The 16301-nt window shown below is 66.7% G+C and carries 11 protein-coding genes; 5 read left to right on the top strand and 6 right to left on the bottom strand.

Features of this window, described 5'->3' with window-relative positions; all coding sequences use genetic code 11:
• Positions 1–51: 51 nt before the first annotated feature.
• The 3 genes from JN302_RS01045 to JN302_RS01035 form a co-directional block, all read right to left on the bottom strand.
• On the bottom strand, positions 52–1356 hold the full coding sequence (locus JN302_RS01045) for an imelysin family protein (RefSeq protein WP_202331302.1): 1305 nt from the start codon (positions 1354–1356) through the stop codon (positions 52–54).
• A gap of 10 nt (positions 1357–1366) precedes the next feature.
• Positions 1367–1873 (bottom strand): hypothetical protein, encoded by a 507-nt coding sequence (locus JN302_RS01040; protein WP_202331301.1) that lies wholly within the window; start codon positions 1871–1873, stop codon positions 1367–1369.
• A gap of 513 nt (positions 1874–2386) precedes the next feature.
• The gene (locus JN302_RS01035; RefSeq protein ID WP_202309697.1) at positions 2387–3334 is read right to left on the bottom strand and encodes an aldo/keto reductase; all 948 of its coding nucleotides are present in this window, start codon (positions 3332–3334) and stop codon (positions 2387–2389) included.
• Positions 3335–3605: 271 nt separating this feature from the next.
• Between JN302_RS01035 and JN302_RS01030 the strand changes: the two genes are divergently transcribed.
• The 3 genes from JN302_RS01030 (at position 3606) to JN302_RS01020 (ending at position 9375) form a co-directional block, all read left to right on the top strand.
• On the top strand, positions 3606–4592 hold the full coding sequence (locus JN302_RS01030) for a sugar-binding transcriptional regulator (RefSeq protein ID WP_202331300.1): 987 nt from the start codon (positions 3606–3608) through the stop codon (positions 4590–4592).
• Positions 4593–4853: 261 nt separating this feature from the next.
• A complete protein-coding gene (locus tag JN302_RS01025) occupies positions 4854–6908 on the top strand; it encodes a bifunctional aldolase/short-chain dehydrogenase (RefSeq protein ID WP_202331299.1) in 2055 nt (684 codons plus the stop codon).
• A gap of 139 nt (positions 6909–7047) precedes the next feature.
• Positions 7048–9375, top strand: coding sequence for a penicillin acylase family protein (locus tag JN302_RS01020; protein WP_202331298.1), 2328 nt, complete (start codon positions 7048–7050; stop codon positions 9373–9375).
• A 546-nt stretch (positions 9376–9921) separates the two neighbouring features.
• Here JN302_RS01020 and JN302_RS01015 read toward each other — a convergent pair.
• From JN302_RS01015 to JN302_RS01005, 3 genes are all read right to left on the bottom strand, one after another.
• Complete coding sequence (locus JN302_RS01015; RefSeq protein WP_202331297.1) at positions 9922–10974, bottom strand: substrate-binding domain-containing protein; 1053 nt, start codon at positions 10972–10974, stop codon at positions 9922–9924.
• Positions 10975–11135: 161 nt separating this feature from the next.
• Positions 11136–12182, bottom strand: a complete 1047-nt coding sequence (locus JN302_RS01010; protein WP_244846150.1) for an ABC transporter permease — start codon at positions 12180–12182, stop codon at positions 11136–11138.
• A complete protein-coding gene (locus JN302_RS01005; RefSeq protein WP_202331296.1) occupies positions 12179–13684 on the bottom strand; it encodes a sugar ABC transporter ATP-binding protein in 1506 nt (501 codons plus the stop codon). The genes JN302_RS01010 and JN302_RS01005 overlap by 4 nt, the downstream gene beginning before the upstream one ends.
• 184 nt (positions 13685–13868) lie before the next feature.
• Here JN302_RS01005 and mtnK point away from each other — a divergent pair, with 184 nt between their 5' ends.
• A complete protein-coding gene (gene mtnK / locus JN302_RS01000) occupies positions 13869–15140 on the top strand; it encodes an S-methyl-5-thioribose kinase (protein WP_202331295.1) in 1272 nt (423 codons plus the stop codon).
• Complete coding sequence (gene mtnA, locus JN302_RS00995) at positions 15137–16237, top strand: S-methyl-5-thioribose-1-phosphate isomerase (protein ID WP_202309690.1); 1101 nt, start codon at positions 15137–15139, stop codon at positions 16235–16237. Before mtnK ends, mtnA begins: the two co-directional genes overlap by 4 nt.
• Positions 16238–16301: the final 64 nt, after the last annotated feature.

Raw genomic sequence — 16301 nt, 5'->3', positions numbered from 1 at the left:
GCGGCGCCGTCTGGCTGAATGTCGGGCCGCCCGGCCTTGCCAAAAGACGCCTTACTGGAAAACCTTGTCCGGGGAGTCGAGGCTGTCGGAACCTTCGAAGGCGATGGCGTCGAGCTTGAGCGCGGCGACGGCGCGCTCGATCGACCTGGTCTGGTCGACGAGCGCATCGATGGCCGCCTGGACGGCGGCGTTGCCTTCGGCATTGCCCTCGCCGATCTGCTGGTCATAGGCCTCGCCGCCGACCGCGCGTGCCTGGATGGCCTCCATCTTGGCGACCGTCGCGTCGAGCTTGCCGGAAAGCTCGGCGTCGACGGCGGGATCGGCCGCCTTGACGAGACCGGCCACCGACGGTCCCTCGACGAGGCTGCCGTCCACGCGCTTGTAGCTGCCGAGATAGACGTTGCGGATGCCGACGGCATCGTAGAGATGCGAGATATGGGTGTTGTCGGAGAAGCAGTCATGCTCCTCCTCGGGATCGTGGAGCAGCAGGCCGAGCTTCATGCGCTCGCCGGCGAGCTCGCCATAGGAGAGGGAGCCCATGCCGGTCAGGATGGTGGAGATGCCGGCCGCCGGATCGCCGTCGAGCAGGTTCTTGCGGGCCGCGCCGTCGTCCTTCCAGTTCCCGACCATCTCCTCGAGATCGGAGACCAGGAGTTCGGAAGCCGCCGCCAGGTACTGGGCGCGACGGTCGCAATGCCCGCCTGTGCAATTGGCGGTGTCGTAGTCGGTATAGGGGCGGCTGCCGGCGCCGGGGTCGGTGCCGTTGAGGTCCTGACCCCACAGCAGGAATTCGATCGCGTGGTAACCGGTCGCGACATTGGCCTCGATGTCGCCAGCTTCCTGCAGCGTGGCGGACAGCAGGTCGGGCGTGATCGTCGAGACGTCGACCTTCCGGCCGTTGATCTCGATCCCGGTGTTGGCGATCACATTGGCGGTATAGAGCGTGTTCTCGTCGGATTCGGTGCCGTAGCTGTTGTCGACATAGTCGATCAGCCCCTCGTCGAGCGGCCAGGCGTTAACACGGCCTTCCCAGTCGTCGACGATGGCATTGCCGAAACGGAAGGCCTCGGTCTGCTGATAGGGAATGCGGGCCGCCTTCCATGCCTCGCGCGCGGCGTCGAGCGTCTCGGCGGAAGGCTTGGCGATCAGCGCGTCGGTCGCCTCGTCGAGTTTCTTCGCCGTCGCCAGCGCATCCTCATAGCCGGCCAGCGCGATGTCGGCATAGGTCTTCAGCACCGCCTTGGGATCGGTCTCCGCCTTGGCCGGCAGCACGAACACCGCGGCCGTCAGCGCGCCCGTGGCCAGGATCGCCGCGAGGCGGCCCGAATGCCGGGGCAATGCTGGAAAAATGCTCATTCTGTTCTCCTCAGTGAACGGTCGCGTGCCCGGCGCGGGCAAGCACATCCTCGATGGCATGCACGGGAATGGGCAGAAGATGTTGGCGCAGGCCCGCCAGCGTGTCGGCAAAGCCGGCGGCCGCCTCGCGCACCTCGGCCCGGCGCGCCGGGCACGACATGGCGTCGAGGCATGCGGAGGCTGCCGCGGCGTCGTCATGCTGCAAGGCGGCTATGAGACCGAGCGCCAGGCATTCGTCGCGGCAGACATGATGCGCGCCGAAGGGAAAGCTCGAGAGCGGGCAGGCGGCGCAATGGCGCAGGGTGCGCACGAAGTGCGACAGCTCCGAAAGCGCCCGGCGGCCCTCGGCGCCGCCCAGGAGCTGCGTGTAGAGCGCCCAGCTCATTTCCCAGGGCGTGACCGAACCCGTGTCGTAGCCGGCCAGCCAGCGGCGATAGCCTTCCAGCACCAGCTTCTCGGGCACGCGGTCGAAATAGCAGCCGTTGTGGCCGTTGATGTCGCCGATCCGGATGGTCATGAACGCCGTTCCGTCCGACCCGCGCGAGCGGTCGCACGCGTGCTGAAACGAAACACGCTCGATCCTCGTGGGCAGGGTACTGGCAGGAAAACCGCGCAAGGGCGCGATCCGGGTACGGCGGACACCTCATCCTCCAATCGAAAGGGTTCAAGGCCCAGACATCAAAGGTTCATATCGGGGTGTTTATGCCGCGGCGACCCGAAAAGTCAATCCAATTCGGCAAAACCGCCTTCAAATCAATAGCTTAGAATAATTCTAAACTGGGGCCTTCAAGTTTACGCGTTTGGAGGACTGTAGGTCCGGCAGCCACGGCCACGGCCGCAATTTCGACATCCCTGGGCCGCCGGCCGAAATTCAACCGGAGGTCGGCCGTGCCTGGAGGTTGGTCTGCGGCAGCAAACGCCGGCGCTCGCGGTGCATCCCCGATGCGGACGCGATACCGCCGTGCGCTCTTGCCTGAACATCCCGCTTCGGGATGCGGCCCGGACATCGCCACGGGCCGCGCCGGTTCGATCAGGCGCTCGCCTTGTCCAGTTCTTCGATATCGGCGGCCGAAAGAGCGATCGAGGCCGAGCGGATCAGGCTATCGACCTGCGGCAGCGAGGTGGCGCTGGCGATCGGGGCGGTGACGCCGGGGCGGGCGATCAGCCAGGCGAGCGCGATCTCGGCCGGCTTGGCCTCGTGCCGCGCCGCTACCGCCTCGAGCGCAGCCACGATGCGCCAGCCGCGCTCGTTGAGATATTGCTTCACGCCCTCGCCGCGGGCGCTCCGGCCGAGATCCGCCTCGCTGCGGTATTTGCCCGACAGGAAACCCTTGGCCAGGCTGAAATAGGTGATGACGCCGATCTCCTCGGCTATTGCCAGGTCGCGCAGCGGCCCCTCGAATTCCGCCCGATCATAGAGATTGTAGCCGGGTTGCAGCACCTCGTAGCGCGGCAGGGATTTCGCCTTCGCCACGTCGAGCGCTTCCCGGAACTGGGCGGCGTCGAGGTTGGAGGCCCCCGCATGACGGATCTTGCCCTTGGCGATGAGACGCTGATAGGCGCCGAGCGTCTCCTCATAGGGAACGGAAGCATCCGGCCAGTGCGAGAGATAGAGGTCGATCACGTCGGTCTGGAGCCGCTTCAGCGACGCGTCGACGGCCTCTTCGACATAGGCGGCCGACAGGCCCTTCCTGCCTTCGCCGAGATCGGAGCCGACTTTGGTGACGACCACGACCTTGTCGCGGTTGCCGCGGGCCTTCATCCATTTGCCGATGATGGTCTCGGATTCGCCGCCGGAATTGCCCGGCGCCCAGCGCGAATAGACGTCGGCCGTGTCGATCGTGTCGAAGCCGGCGCCGGCGAAGCGGTCGAGCAGGTCGAAGGATGTCTTCTCGTCGGCCGTCCAGCCGAAGACGTTGGCGCCGAAGACCAGCGGGGCGATGTGAAGGTCCGTGCGGCCGAGCCGTCGTTTTTCCATTGTGGATCTCCGGGATTTCTTTACTTCGGGAGGACGCCATCCGGCGTTGGTTTCGATCCTTGCATGCAGCGGGGATCGCGCAAAGGCCCTCTCTCCGCGAACGATGCGGCCAGCGGATCGCGTTTCGGGGTGCAGGCGGCAGCCCCGCGCCCGCGACTGACGTCGCGCGCCATCTGATATGTCGACATCCGGCCTTCGCAAACGTCTCGGCTCTGTCTGTTTGACTTTTGTCAGCGGTCGTGACTATTGTCGAAGACGGGAGAAGACCGCCATGCCGATCCGGCCGGCCGAACAGATCATCCATAAAGCCGCCTGGCTTTATTATACCCACGGCCTGCGCCAGGACGAGGTCGCGAGGAAGCTCGACATCTCACGCGCTTCCGTCGCCATGTATCTGCGCAAGGCGCGCGAAACGGGCATCGTCAGCATCTCGACCTCCACGCAGCTCTTCGCCGAGGACGTGCTGGCGCGCGAGCTCGAGGATGCTTTCGGGCTCGACGGCGTGTGGGTCGTGCCGCATGCGGATGCGTCCGGCGACCAGGCCGAGGTACCGCTGGTGGCGTCTGCCGTTTTCCTGGAGCTGGTGCGGCGCGGCGACAGGATCGGCATCGCTTGGGGGCACACCGTCTATGCCATCGCCGACGTCATGTCCTATGCCGATCTGCAGGATGTCACCGTCGTCCAGCTCTGCGGCAATCTGGGGGCGCCTTATTCCTATCGCCCCGACCAGTGCACGATGGAGATCGCCCGCCGCCTCAACGCCAAGGGCCTCAATTTCTATGCACCGCTGGTGCTGACCACGCAGGGCCTCGCCGAGGCGCTTCGCGAGGAGCCCGTCATCCGCGAGCAGCTCGCCGGCATCGCCGAATGCAACCTTGCGCTCTATTCGGTGGGCAGCGTCGACGAGGACAGCCACCTCATGAAATGCGGCGCCCTCACGCCGGCCGAGATCCGCGCGCTGAAGGCGGAAGGAGCGACCGGCGTGATCGCCGGCCAGCTGATCGACCGGGAGGGCAAACTGCTCGACTGCAGCTACAACAGGCGCGTCATCTCCGCAGACCTCGCCTCGATCCGGGCCATTCCGAGGCGCCTCATGGTGGCGCATGAAGCCGCCAAGCTGGAGCCGCTGGGTGCCGCGCTCGCCGGCGGCCTCTGCACGCATCTCGTGACCACCGCCTGGATGGCCCGCAAGCTGCTCGACCGGGCCGGAAAAAATTCGGTCACGGTCAGGGCATATACAGGCGGAGGCAGGCCTTGACCGTCGCGCAATGCCCCTCATCCGCCTGCCGGCACCTTCTCCCCGCAGGCGGGGAGAAGACAGCTTGCAGCGATGTCGGTGCCAGCTCTGCAACGCTGGAGATTGGCGAAACCGAACGAGACGTCGGTCTTCTCCCCGCTTGCGGGGAGAAGGTGCCGGCAGGCGGATGAGGGGCTAGCCTCGGGGCCAAAGTACTAATTTCGCTCCCGGTTTTCCACTTGCGGAAGCCGGCCCCATGAACGATCAGCAAGAAGAACGGACATGAAGAATCTCTGGAACGATGCCACAGCCGAAGCCCTCGTCGCGGACTACGCCAAGAAGGGCGTCGACCGCGACCTCGCGCTGCGGGTCTACACAACCCGGCTGCTCGGCGGCGAGCCGCGGCTGGTGCTGCATGGCGGCGGCAACACTTCTGTGAAGAGCCGCGTCACCGACCTCGTGGGCGACAGCTGGGACGTGCTCTGCGTCAAGGGCAGCGGCTGGGACATGGCCGTCATCGAGCCGCAGGGCCTGCCGGCGGTGAAGCTCGGGGCGCTGCTGAAGGCGCGCGCGCTGGACAAGCTCTCCGACGAGGATATGGTGGCCCTGCAGCGCGCCAACCTGATCGATCCGTCCTCGCCCAATCCGTCGGTCGAGACGCTGCTCCACGCCTTCCTGCCGCACAAATTCGTCGACCACACCCATTCGACGGCGATCCTCGCGATCGTCGACCAGCCCGACAGCGAGGCGCTGAGCCGCAAGGTGTTCGGTCCCAGGATGGGCTTCGTGCCCTATATCAAGCCGGGCTTCGACCTCGCCAAGGCGGCCGCCGACATCTTCGACGCCGACCCCTCGGTGGAAGGCCTGATCCTCGACAAGCACGGCATCTTCACCTTCGGCGACAACGCCAGGCAAGCCTATGACCGGATGATCCACTATGTCACGGTCGCCGAGGACTATGTGGCCCGGAACGGCAAGGCCGCCGCGAAGCCGATCGAGCTGCCCAAAGAGGTCGCCGGGGCGGCGGACTTCGCCTCGGCGCTGCGCGGCGCCGTGGCCTTCGACCGCGGCGAGGGCGCCTTTGACCGCATGGTGAGCGACTTCCGCACCTCGCCCGCGATCGTCGAGTTCCTTTCCTCGCCGCGCCTAACCGAACTCGCCAGGACGGGTGTCTCGACGCCCGATCTTTCGATCCGCATCAAGACAGGGCCGATGGTGCTGCCGGCACCCGATGCCGCGAAGCTCGACGCCTATCCGGCCGAGATCCGCAAGCATGTCGCCGGATTCGTGGCCGGCTACACCAGCTATTTCGAGACCAACGACAAGCTCGACGACGTCAGGCGCACGATGCTCGACCCCATGCCGCGCCTGACCCTGGTGCCCGGCCTCGGCATGTTCGGTCACGGCCGTACGCTGAAGGACGCGAAGATCGCCTCCGACGTCGGCGAAATGTGGATCGAGGCGGTGCGCGGGGCCGAGGCGGTCGGCACGTTCCAGCCGCTCACCCATGCCGAGCTGTTCGGCCTCGAATACTGGTCGCTGGAACAGGCCAAGCTCGCCTCGAACAAGCCGAAGCCGCTCACCGGCCAGGTGGTCCTGATCACCGGCGGCGCCGGCGCCATCGGCGCGGCCACGGCAAAGCTGTTCGCCGCCAACGGCGCGCATGTGGTGGTTGTCGACCTCGACGCCGACAAGGCGGCCGAGGTCGCCAGCAAAGCGGGGAACGATTCCATCGGCGTCGGCTGCGACATCACCGATCCGGCGGCGCTGCGCACGGCTTTCGACCGGGCGGTGGCGGTCTATGGCGGTCTCGATATTCTGGTGTCCAATGCGGGCGCTGCCTGGGAGGGCGGCATCGGAGAGATCGACGACGCCCTGCTGCGCAAGAGCTTCGAGCTGAACTTCTTCGCCCATCAGAATGCCGCGCAGAATGCGGTGCGCATCTTCAAGCAGCAGGGCACCGGCGGCGTGCTGCTCTTCAACACCTCGAAGCAGGCCGTCAACCCGGGTCCGAAATTCGGCGCCTATGGCCTGCCCAAGGCGGCGACGCTCTTCCTGTCGCGGCAATATGCGCTGGAATATGGCGCGATCGGCGTGCGCTCCAACGCGGTCAATGCCGACCGCATCCGTTCGGGCCTCTTGACCGACGACATGATCGCCAGCCGTTCCAAGGCGCGCGGCCTGTCGGAGAAGGACTACATGTCCGGCAACCTGCTTGGCCTGGAGGTGACGGCCGAGCATGTGGCGCAGGCCTTCCTGCACCATGCGCTTGCCGATCGCACCACCGGCGACGTGACCACGGTCGACGGCGGCAACATCGCGGCGGTACTGCGCTAGGCGCGGCCGGCTCCCACTCGAAGCCCGGGCTCCATCTCCATTCCTGATCGAAGGGAAATGGAGCCCGCCGGGGCTTCATGCTAGTCCATCCGGGTCGTCGCGCAACGCGGCGCTCTCACCTCGCCCGGAGAAGCATGTCATGGCCGATGAAACCATTCCCGTCGCAGGTCTCGCGGAGCCCGCGAGCATCGTGCTCGACCGCTGGGGCATTCCCCACATAAGGGCCGAAAGCCTGATGGACATGTTCTTTGTCCAGGGCTTCAACGCCGCGCGGGACCGGCTGTGGCAGATCGACCTCGGCAGGAAGCGCGGGCTCGGCCAACTCGCCGCCGATTTCGGGCCGGGTTATCTGGAGCAGGACCGGGCCGCGCGCCTCTTCCTCTATCGCGGCGACATGGAGCGGGAATGGTCGTCCTATGGCGACGACTCCAGGGCGATCTGCGAGCGCTTCGTCGCCGGCATCAATGCCTATATCGGCCTGTGCGAGCGCGAGCCCGAACGGCTGCCGCCCGAATTCGCCGCCATGGGCACGCGGCCGGCCCGCTGGCAGGCCGAGGACGTGGTGCGCATCCGCAGCCATGGCTGGGTGCGCAATGCCGTCTCGGAGGTGGTGCGCTCGAATGTCGTCGCCGCGAGCGGTGCGGCGGCGGACCTTTTGCGGCAGAACATCGAGCCGGCCCATGATGCGACCGCCGGGCGCGAGGTGGAAGCACTGCCGCTGGAATGCCTGGATGCGCTGGAACTCGCCACCGCCCCGGTGACCTTCAAGCCCGAGCGACTGGCGGCGAGGCTCGAGGATGCAGCCGCCTGGCGCAAGGTGTCGCCGCTGGGCGAGGTGATGCGCGAGGCGGCGGCGCAAGGCTCCAACAACTGGGCCGTGCACGGCAGCCGCACGGACACCGGTCGGCCGATCCTGGCGGGCGACCCGCACCGTACCCATGCCGTGCCGTCGCTCCGCTACATCGTCCACATGTCGGCGCCCGGCTTCGACGGCATCGGTGCCGGCGAGCCTTCGCTTCCGGGCATCTCCATGGGGCATAACGGCACGGCCGGGTTCGGCCTGACCCTGTTCTTCGGCCACGACCAGGAGGACGTCTACACCTACGAGACCCATCCCGACGACCCGCATCTCTATCGTTACGGCGACGGCTGGGAGCCGATGCGCGTGCTCACCGAAAAGGTCGCGCTCAAGGACGGCGGCGAGGCGGAACTGGTGCTGAAATTCACGCGCCACGGGCCGGTGCTTGCCGAATATCCCGGGCAGCGCAAGGCGATCGCCATGCGTACGGTGTGGCTGGAGCCGGGCACTGCGCCCTATTTCCGCAGCATCGTGACCATGCATGCCGATAGTTTCGACGCATTCCGCCGCGGCATGGCGGGGTGGGGCGTCCCGGCGACGAACCAGGTCTATGCCGATATTTCGGGTGCCATCGGCTGGGTTGTGGCGGGTTTCAGCCCGGTTCGGCCGAACTGGGACGGACTGCTCGCCGTGCCGGGCGACGGGCGCTTCGAATGGGACGGCTATCTCGCCGCCGAGAGCCTGCCTTTCACGCTCGATCCGCCGGAAGGCTATGTCGCGACCGCGAACGAGATGAACGTTCCCGATGCATGGCATGATGAAAACCGCCCGATCGGTTATGAATGGGTGGAGCCGTCGCGCGCCCACCGCATCGGGGAAAGTTTCGCCGCCGAAAAGATCCATTCGGTGGAAAGCGCCAAGGCGCTGCAGACGGATGTGCTGTCCATCCCGGCGCGCCGGCTGTGCGGGCTGCTGGCCGGCGTGGAGCCCGAGGCGCCGGAGGCGCGGGAAGCGATGACGCTGCTTGCCGGGTGGGACCATCGCCTGAGCGAGGCAAGTGCGGCGGCTGCGCTGTTCGAGGTGTGGTGGACGCGACACCTGCGGCCGGCGGTGATCGAGAGGCTGGTTCCCGATCCGGCATCGCGCCTGCTCATCGGGCTGGGTGATGTGACCAGCGTCCTCGCGGTCCTGGAGGCTCCCGCCGACAGGATGAGCATAAGCGATCGGGACCGGCTGCTCGGCGACACGCTGGCAGCCGCCTTCCGCACCTGCCGGACGCTGATGGGCGACGACGCGGCGGGCTGGGCCTGGGGCAGGATCCATGTCGCGCATTTCGAGCATGCGATCGGCGCGGCGCGCGATGGTACGTCTTTCGACGTCGGGCCGTTTCCGATCGGCGGCAGCGAATCCACCCCGATGAACGCGGCGTTCCGGCCGGATGATTTCCGCCTGGTCTCGGGCGCCTCCTTCCGCATGGTGCTCGACGTCGGCGACTGGGACCGGAGCGTGTGCATCAACACCCCCGGCCAGTCCGGCGACCCGCGCTCGCCGCATTATGCCGACCTCGCACCGATCTGGGCCGCCGGAGACTATGTGCCGATGCTCTACAGCCGGGCGGCCGTCGATGCGGCTGCGGTGAGCACGATCAGGCTGCTGCCGGCAGCCTGAAAAGATGCATCCGTCTCTTTCTGGTCAGATCCTGTTGGCGGTTTGGCCGGCTGGCGTCGTCAGGCGCCTTCGTCATCGCAGTGGAATCGGCCCGGGCGGTGCTTGGCCGCGGGCGTCGGCGCCGCCCCCTCACCCGGCCTCCGCTTCGCTCGACCGACCTCTCCCCGAGGGGAGAGGAGGCTTTCGAAGTCGCGATAAGTCGTCTCGTCAAGGTGAGGCGCGCTACGCTTGACGATCTCCTCTCCCCTTGGGGAGAGGTCGGCCGAGCGAAGCGGAGGCCGGGTGAGGGGGAGCGACGGTCGATCATGGGCGGCCGGTTTGACCGTTTGCATCCAACCACCCTCACCCTTGCACTGCGGCCTTGACCTTCGTCGTCGCCGGCGCCCTGCGGTATCGGGCTGGGCGATGCTTGGCCGCGGTCGTCGGCGCCGCCCCCTCACCCGGCCTCCGCTTCGCTCGGCCGACCTCTCCCCGAGGGGAGAGGAGGCTTTCGGCGTCGCGGCGAGGAAAAGGGCGCCTCGAGGGCCGTCCTTTCTTGTCAGTGCCTCACTTCGAGGGCGGCGGCATCCAGCCGGGAACCGCGACATCGGCATGGGCGAATTGCGGCATCTTGGCCGACAGTTCTTCCATGTTCTTGATGTCGTTGTCGTTGAGGTCCTTCTGGGTGATCAGCGTCGGCGGCACGATCACGCTCTTGCCCGGCTCTTCGCCGGCGAGCAGCATGGCGAGCGCGCGGACCGAGACCTGGCCGACGACGGCGGGGTTGGTGGCCGCGGTCGCCGCCCAGGCGCTGCCGGCCTCGCGCATAGCCGCGATGTCGGAGGTCGAGATATCGGCCGAATAGATCTTGATGTCGGAGGACAGGCCGGCCTCGTCGACGGCGATCTTCACGCCCTTGGCGAATTCGTCATAGGGCGCGAACATCACCTTGATGTCGGGGTTGGCCGTGATCACCGAACGGGCCTGGTTGGCGACCGAATTGGCGATCGGATTGTCCAGCGTGCCGAACATGGCGGCTTCGTTGATGCCCGCATACTTTTTCTTGAAGTCGACCCAGGTCTCGTTGCGGCGGTCGAGCGGCGCGATGCCGGCGACATAGACGTAACCCGCCTTCCAGTTCTCGCCATTGTCCCTGATCGCCTGCTCCAGCGCGAGGCGGGCGAGGTCGCGGTCGGACTGCTCGATCTGCGGGATCTTGTCGTTCTCGACATTGACGTCGAAGGCGACGACCTTGATGCCGGCGTCGACCGCGCGCTGGGCGGCTTCCTTCATCGATTCGGTCAGGCCGTGCTGGATGATGATGCCCTGCACGCCGAGCGCGATCGCCTGGTCGACCATGTCGGCCTGGAGGGCGGCATCCTGGCGGCTGTCGAGGACGCGCAGGTCAACGCCCAGCGCCTTGGCCTGCGCCTCGACGCCGGACAGATAGGCCTGGAAGAAGTCACCGGTCGAGAGATATCGCACGAGCGCGATCTTGACGTCGCCGGGCTTGTCGAAGGGCGCGGGCATGCCTCCCGCTGACGCCGGCGCCTGCATCAGCGCCGTGGCGCCGATGAGACCGATCGCCAGCTTGCCGAGTGTTCTGCGTGTGAAGTTCATGAACCGTCCTCCAATGTGGTTTTTCGAAACAATTTTTTCTGGGCGCCGGCTTTCCGGCGCCGGGAGCGGCGGCACCTATGGAATCGGTGCCGCCGCTCCAGCTGTTAGTTTGAGCATCGGAATTATCCCGAAAACCCGTACCCACTTTCGGGTCCGATGCTCTAGCGCTTGCCCCGGTTCGAGAGGGCAAAGGTGAAGACGAGGGCGACGACGAGCACGCCGCCCTTGACGAAGTCCTGCGTGTAGTAGGGCGCGTTCATCATGGTCAGGCCCTGAAGAAGCACGCCGACGAAGAGAGCGCCGACCGCCGTGCCGAAAGCGTTGGGCTTGGCCGCGCCGAGCACGGCGAAACCGATCAGCGCCGCGGCGACGGAATCGAGCAGCAGATTGTTACCCGAGGCGATATCGCCGCGTCCAAGCCTGGCGGCGAGAAGAATGCCGCCGATCGCGGCGAAAATGCCCGAAATGACATAGGCCCAGATCTTGTATGCCTTGACAGGCGCGCCGGCGAGCTCCGCGGCCCTTTCATTGCTGCCGACGGCATACATCATCCGCCCGAAGCGCGTGTATTCGAGGAAGAACCAGATCAGCAGAGCGAGCACGATCAGGATCACCACCGAGACCGGCAGGAGATTGGGAAGGAAGAAGTCGAAGCGGTGCCGGCCGAGCGCCAGGAAGGTGCTGCTGAAGGTGCCTTCCGCGACCGATCCGTCCGGCATGGTCATGCCGGTCGCGATCGAGCGGCCCTCGGTCGGGATGCGCTGCAGACCGACGAGCAGGAACATCATGCCGAGCGTGGCGAGAAGGTCGGGCACCCGCATATAGACGATCAGGAAGCCGTTGATCAGGCCGACCACGGCGCCGATCAGCAGGCAGGCGACGACCGCCAGGAACGCGTTCTGCTCCAGCACCACCATGACATAGGCCGCGGCCATCATGGCGCTGGTGGCGACGGAGCCGATGGAAAGATCGAAGCCGCCGACGACGAGGGTCGCCGTGACCCCGAGCGCCAGGATGCCGGTGATGGCGACAGACTGGAAGATGAAGACGGCGCTCTGCGGCGACACGAAGCCGTCGGTCGATGCGGCGAAGAAGGCGATCAGCCCGGCAAGCAGCGCCAGGAAGCCGTAGCGGATCACGATGGTCTGCAGGTCTATGGTTCGACCGGCTCCCGCGGCATGTCTCGTCGTTTCGGATCCGGTCGTCATGCAGCGTTCCTTTGTCCTGCCACTTCGGCGAGCAGGCGTTCCATGTCGATGCCGGCGTTGCGGTGCTCGCCGACGATCGTCTGTTCCGACATCACCAGGATGCGGTCGGCCGTCTCCAGCGCCTCGTCGAGTTCGGTCACGAAGATGAGCGTCGCGCGGCCGGCCGCACTGGCGCGCAGCTTGGCCGCGATGTCGCGGCGCGCGGCGATGTCGACGCCCTGGAAGGGCTCGTCGAGCATGAAGAGCGACGCCTTCTGCGTCATCCAGCGGGCGACCATCACCTTCTGCTGGTTGCCGCCGGACAGCGTCGACATGTCGTCCCTCTCGGAACGGCAGACGATACCGAGTTCCCGGATCTGATCGCGCGCGATGGCGCGCTCGGCGCCGCGCCGCGACACGCCCAGGGTCGAGATCCGCTTCAGGAAGGGCAGGCTCATATTCTCGTAGATGTTGAAGTCGCGGACGATGCCGCTTTCGGCGCGGTCCTTGGCGACGAGGAAGGCGCCGGCCTCGATCGCCTGGCCGGGCGATGCCGGCGCGTAGGGCCGGCCGGCGAGCGACATGCTGCCGCCATGCGGCCGTCTTGCACCGAACAGGGTCTCGGCGAGCGCCGTCTTGCCGACGCCGACGAGACCGGTGACGGCCACGATCTCGCCGTCGCCGAGCGAAAGCGAGATCGGCCGCGCGCCCTCGGCGATGACGAGGTCTTGCGCTTCGAAGATGGTCCGGCCGGGCGGGCGCGCCTCGATCGCGGCGTGATCGCTGCGATGGCCGAGCATGGCGTCGACCGCACCCTGATAGTCGAGCGGTTTTTCGGCGAAGGTGCCGACGATGACACCGTCGCGCAGCGACACGATGCGGTCGGCGAGGCGGCGGATGTCGGACATGCGGTGCGAGATATAGAGGATGGCCACGCCATGCGCCCGAAGCCGGTCGATCAGCGCGAACAGCCGGCTGGCCTCGGCGCTCGACAGGGACGACGTCGGCTCGTCGAGGATCAGCACCTTCGGCTCATGCGCCATCGCGCGGGCGATCGCCACCATCTGGCGGTCGGCGAGCGAAAGGTCGGGGATGGCGGCGTCGAGATCGATGTCGAGCCCCATGCGTTCCGCCACCGCGCGGGCTTCGCGGCGCACCTTGCGCGGGTTGAAGAACAGCGAAGCGCCGACGCCGCTCAGCCTGTCGAGCGTGAGATTGGTGGCGACGTCGAGGGCCGCGACCACACCGTCATTGATGTTCTGGTGGACCGTGACGACGCCTGCGCGGATCGCCTCGGCCGGCGTGGACGGCGCGAAATCGCGGCCATCGAGCGTCATCGAGCCGGCGTCGCGGGAATAGACGCCGCTGACGATCTTGACGAGGGTCGACTTGCCGGCGCCGTTGGCGCCCATGAGCACGGTGACTTCGCCCGCGCGAAGCTCGAGGCCGACGCCCCCGAGGACCTGGTTCGGGCCAAAGGATTTCCTCAGCCCCGCTACGCGGAACACGCCGTCCCCCACCATTCGATCCTCCCTTGATCTCAAGGCTAGGAGGCGTTTCGGCAATTGTCAACACGATTGACAATTGCCAGACCCGTCTCTAGCCTCACTTCACAATCGCCGCTTGGCATGGTGTCGTGATACCGAACCGCCCGGGGTTTCCCGGACGGGACACCAAAGCGATCAAGCGCGTATCGGGAGGCCACAGATGATGGAAGCTGCTTCGTTCGAAGCATTGACGGTAGAGAGCCTGCCTCTCCGCCTGGGGGGCATCGAGGCGCTGGCCCTGCGCATCGGCAAGGACATCTCCTCCTGGAAGGTGCGCGAGGTCGGCGACGGCAACCTCAATCTCGTCTTCATCGTCGAAGGCAGCGACGGGGCCGCGGTCGTCAAGCAGGCGCTGCCCTATGTCAGGCTGGTCGGCGACAGCTGGCCGCTGCCCCTCAAGCGCTCCTTCTTCGAATATCATGCGCTGATCCGCCAGGAGGCGCGGGCGCCGGGCAGCGTGCCCGAGATCTTCCATTTCGACGAGGGCCAGGCGCTGATCGTCATGGAATATCTGACGCCGCACATCATCCTCAGGAAGGCGCTGATCGCCGGCCGCGAACTGCCCCGCATCGCCGAGGATCTCGGGCTGTTCACGGCGCGCACGCTGTTTCGCGGCTCCGACTTCCACATGGCGACACGCGAGCGCAAGGCCGACCTGGCGCTCTTCGCCGACAATGTCGAGCTCTGCGGCATCACCGAGGACCTGGTCTTCACCGATCCCTATTTCGAGGCGCCGCTGAACCGCCATACCTCGCCGCAGCTCGACGGCCTCGTGGCCGAGTTGCGCGCCGACCGCGACCTGAAGGTCGAAGCGCAGCGCCTGAAGCATCTTTTCGCCGCCAAGGCCGAGACGCTTCTGCATGGCGATCTCCACACCGGTTCGATCATGGTGACGGACGAGGAGACGCGGGTCATCGACCCGGAATTCGCCTTCTATGGGCCGATCGCCTTCGACGTCGGCATGCTGCTCGCCAATTTCTGGATGTCGTTCTTTTCCCAGCGCGGCCACGAGCAGGAGGAATCGCGCCATTCGATGCGCGACTATCTGCTGCGCACGGCAGCCGAGACCTGGAGCGTCTTCCGCACCGAGTTCTCGCGGCTCTGGCGAACCGAACGCACCGGCATGCTCTATCACAGGAGCCTGTTCGAGGATCGCGGCGACGCGCTCGGCGCCGAGCAGGCGCTCGACCAGTTGCTGCACGACATCTGGCGGGACCTGCTCGGTTTTGCCGGCGTCGAGGTGCACCGGCGCATTCTCGGCCTGGCGCACAATGCCGATTTCGAGACGATCGAGGATGTCGACCTGCGTGCGTCCTGCGAGGCGGCAGCGCTGAAATTCGGCCGTCATCTGGTGGTAAACTCCCGTCGAATCCACAGCATCGACGAGGTCAACGCCCTGGCCGCCCTGATCGAGAAGGAGAGCCGTCCGTGAAAGTCGCAGACCGTCACTACCGCACCATCTGGCCAGCAGCGGACGGCCGTTCCGTCGAGATCATCGACCAGCGCTGGCTGCCCCATGATTTCCGCATCGAGCGGCTCGACACGGTCGACGAGGTTGCGGTCGCCATCCGCGACATGTGGGTGCGCGGCGCGCCGCTGATCGGCGTGACGGCCGCCTACGGCATCGCCATCCGGATGCGCGACGACCCCTCGGACGCCGCGCTCGACGCTGCCTGGGAGACGCTGCACGCCACGCGCCCGACCGCGATCAATTTGCGCTGGGCGCTGAACGAGATGCGCAACATGCTGCGCCCCATTGCGCCCGCCGAGCGCGCCGCGGTCGCCTTCAAGCGCGCCGCCGAGATCGCCGACGAGGACATCGAGCTCAATCGCGGCATCGGCCGCAACGGCCTCGAAATCATCCGCGCCATCGCTGCGAAGAAGAAGCCGGGCGAGCCGGTCAACATCCTCACCCACTGCAATGCCGGCTGGCTGGCGACGGTCGACTACGGCACCGCGACGGCGCCGATCTACCTCGCCGTCGAGGCGGGCATTCCCGTTCACGTCTATGTCGACGAGACGCGGCCGCGCAACCAGGGCGCCCAGCTCACCGCCTGGGAGATGGCCGGCCACGGCGTGCCGCACACGCTGATCGTCGACAATGCCGGCGGGCATCTGATGCAGCACGGCCAGGTCGACATGGTGATCGTCGGCACCGACCGCACCACGGCCCATGGCGACGTCTGCAACAAGATCGGCACCTATTTGAAGGCGCTCGCCGCGCAGGACAACAACGTGCCCTTCTATGTCGCCCTGCCGTCGCCGACCATCGACTGGACGGTGGCCGACGGGGTGAGGGAGATCCCGATCGAGGAACGCTCGTCCGACGAAGTCTCCTATGTCTGGGGCAAGACCGCGTCGGGCGAGATCGCGCGGGTGCGCATCTCTCCGGAGGCATCGCCCGCCGGCAATCCGGCCTTCGACGTGACGCCGGCGCGCCTCATCACCGGCCTCATCACCGAGCGCGGCGTCGCCGAGGCTTCGGCCGAAGGCCTGCGCGCCCTGTTCCCGGAGCGCAAGGCCGCCTGACCGCCCTTCGAGGTTCGCCTTCGCTCGCGCCTCAGGATGAGGAGGGTTGGCGCCGGGCATTCAC

Source organism: Mesorhizobium sp. L-8-3 (assembly GCF_016756615.1).
GTDB lineage: Bacteria > Pseudomonadota > Alphaproteobacteria > Rhizobiales > Rhizobiaceae.
The sequence above is the reverse complement of the archived record's forward strand: the minus strand, read 5'-3'. Positions and strand labels throughout refer to the sequence as shown.

Bases quoted from the DNA above. Each gene is read 5' to 3' on its own strand.
- JN302_RS01025 (WP_202331299.1), top strand. From the start codon at position 4,854: ATGAAGAATCTCTGGAACGATGCCACAGCCGAAGCCCTCGTCGCGGAC.
- JN302_RS01035 (WP_202309697.1), bottom strand. From the start codon at position 3,334: ATGGAAAAACGACGGCTCGGCCGCACGGACCTTCACATCGCCCCGCTG.
- JN302_RS01030 (WP_202331300.1), top strand. From the start codon at position 3,606: ATGCCGATCCGGCCGGCCGAACAGATCATCCATAAAGCCGCCTGGCTT.
- JN302_RS01045 (WP_202331302.1), bottom strand. From the start codon at position 1,356: ATGAGCATTTTTCCAGCATTGCCCCGGCATTCGGGCCGCCTCGCGGCG.
- JN302_RS01015 (WP_202331297.1), bottom strand. From the start codon at position 10,974: ATGAACTTCACACGCAGAACACTCGGCAAGCTGGCGATCGGTCTCATC.
- JN302_RS01010 (WP_244846150.1), bottom strand. From the start codon at position 12,182: ATGACGACCGGATCCGAAACGACGAGACATGCCGCGGGAGCCGGTCGA.
- JN302_RS01005 (WP_202331296.1), bottom strand. From the start codon at position 13,684: ATGGTGGGGGACGGCGTGTTCCGCGTAGCGGGGCTGAGGAAATCCTTT.
- mtnK (WP_202331295.1), top strand. From the start codon at position 13,869: ATGATGGAAGCTGCTTCGTTCGAAGCATTGACGGTAGAGAGCCTGCCT.
- JN302_RS01040 (WP_202331301.1), bottom strand. From the start codon at position 1,873: ATGACCATCCGGATCGGCGACATCAACGGCCACAACGGCTGCTATTTC.
- JN302_RS01020 (WP_202331298.1), top strand. From the start codon at position 7,048: ATGGCCGATGAAACCATTCCCGTCGCAGGTCTCGCGGAGCCCGCGAGC.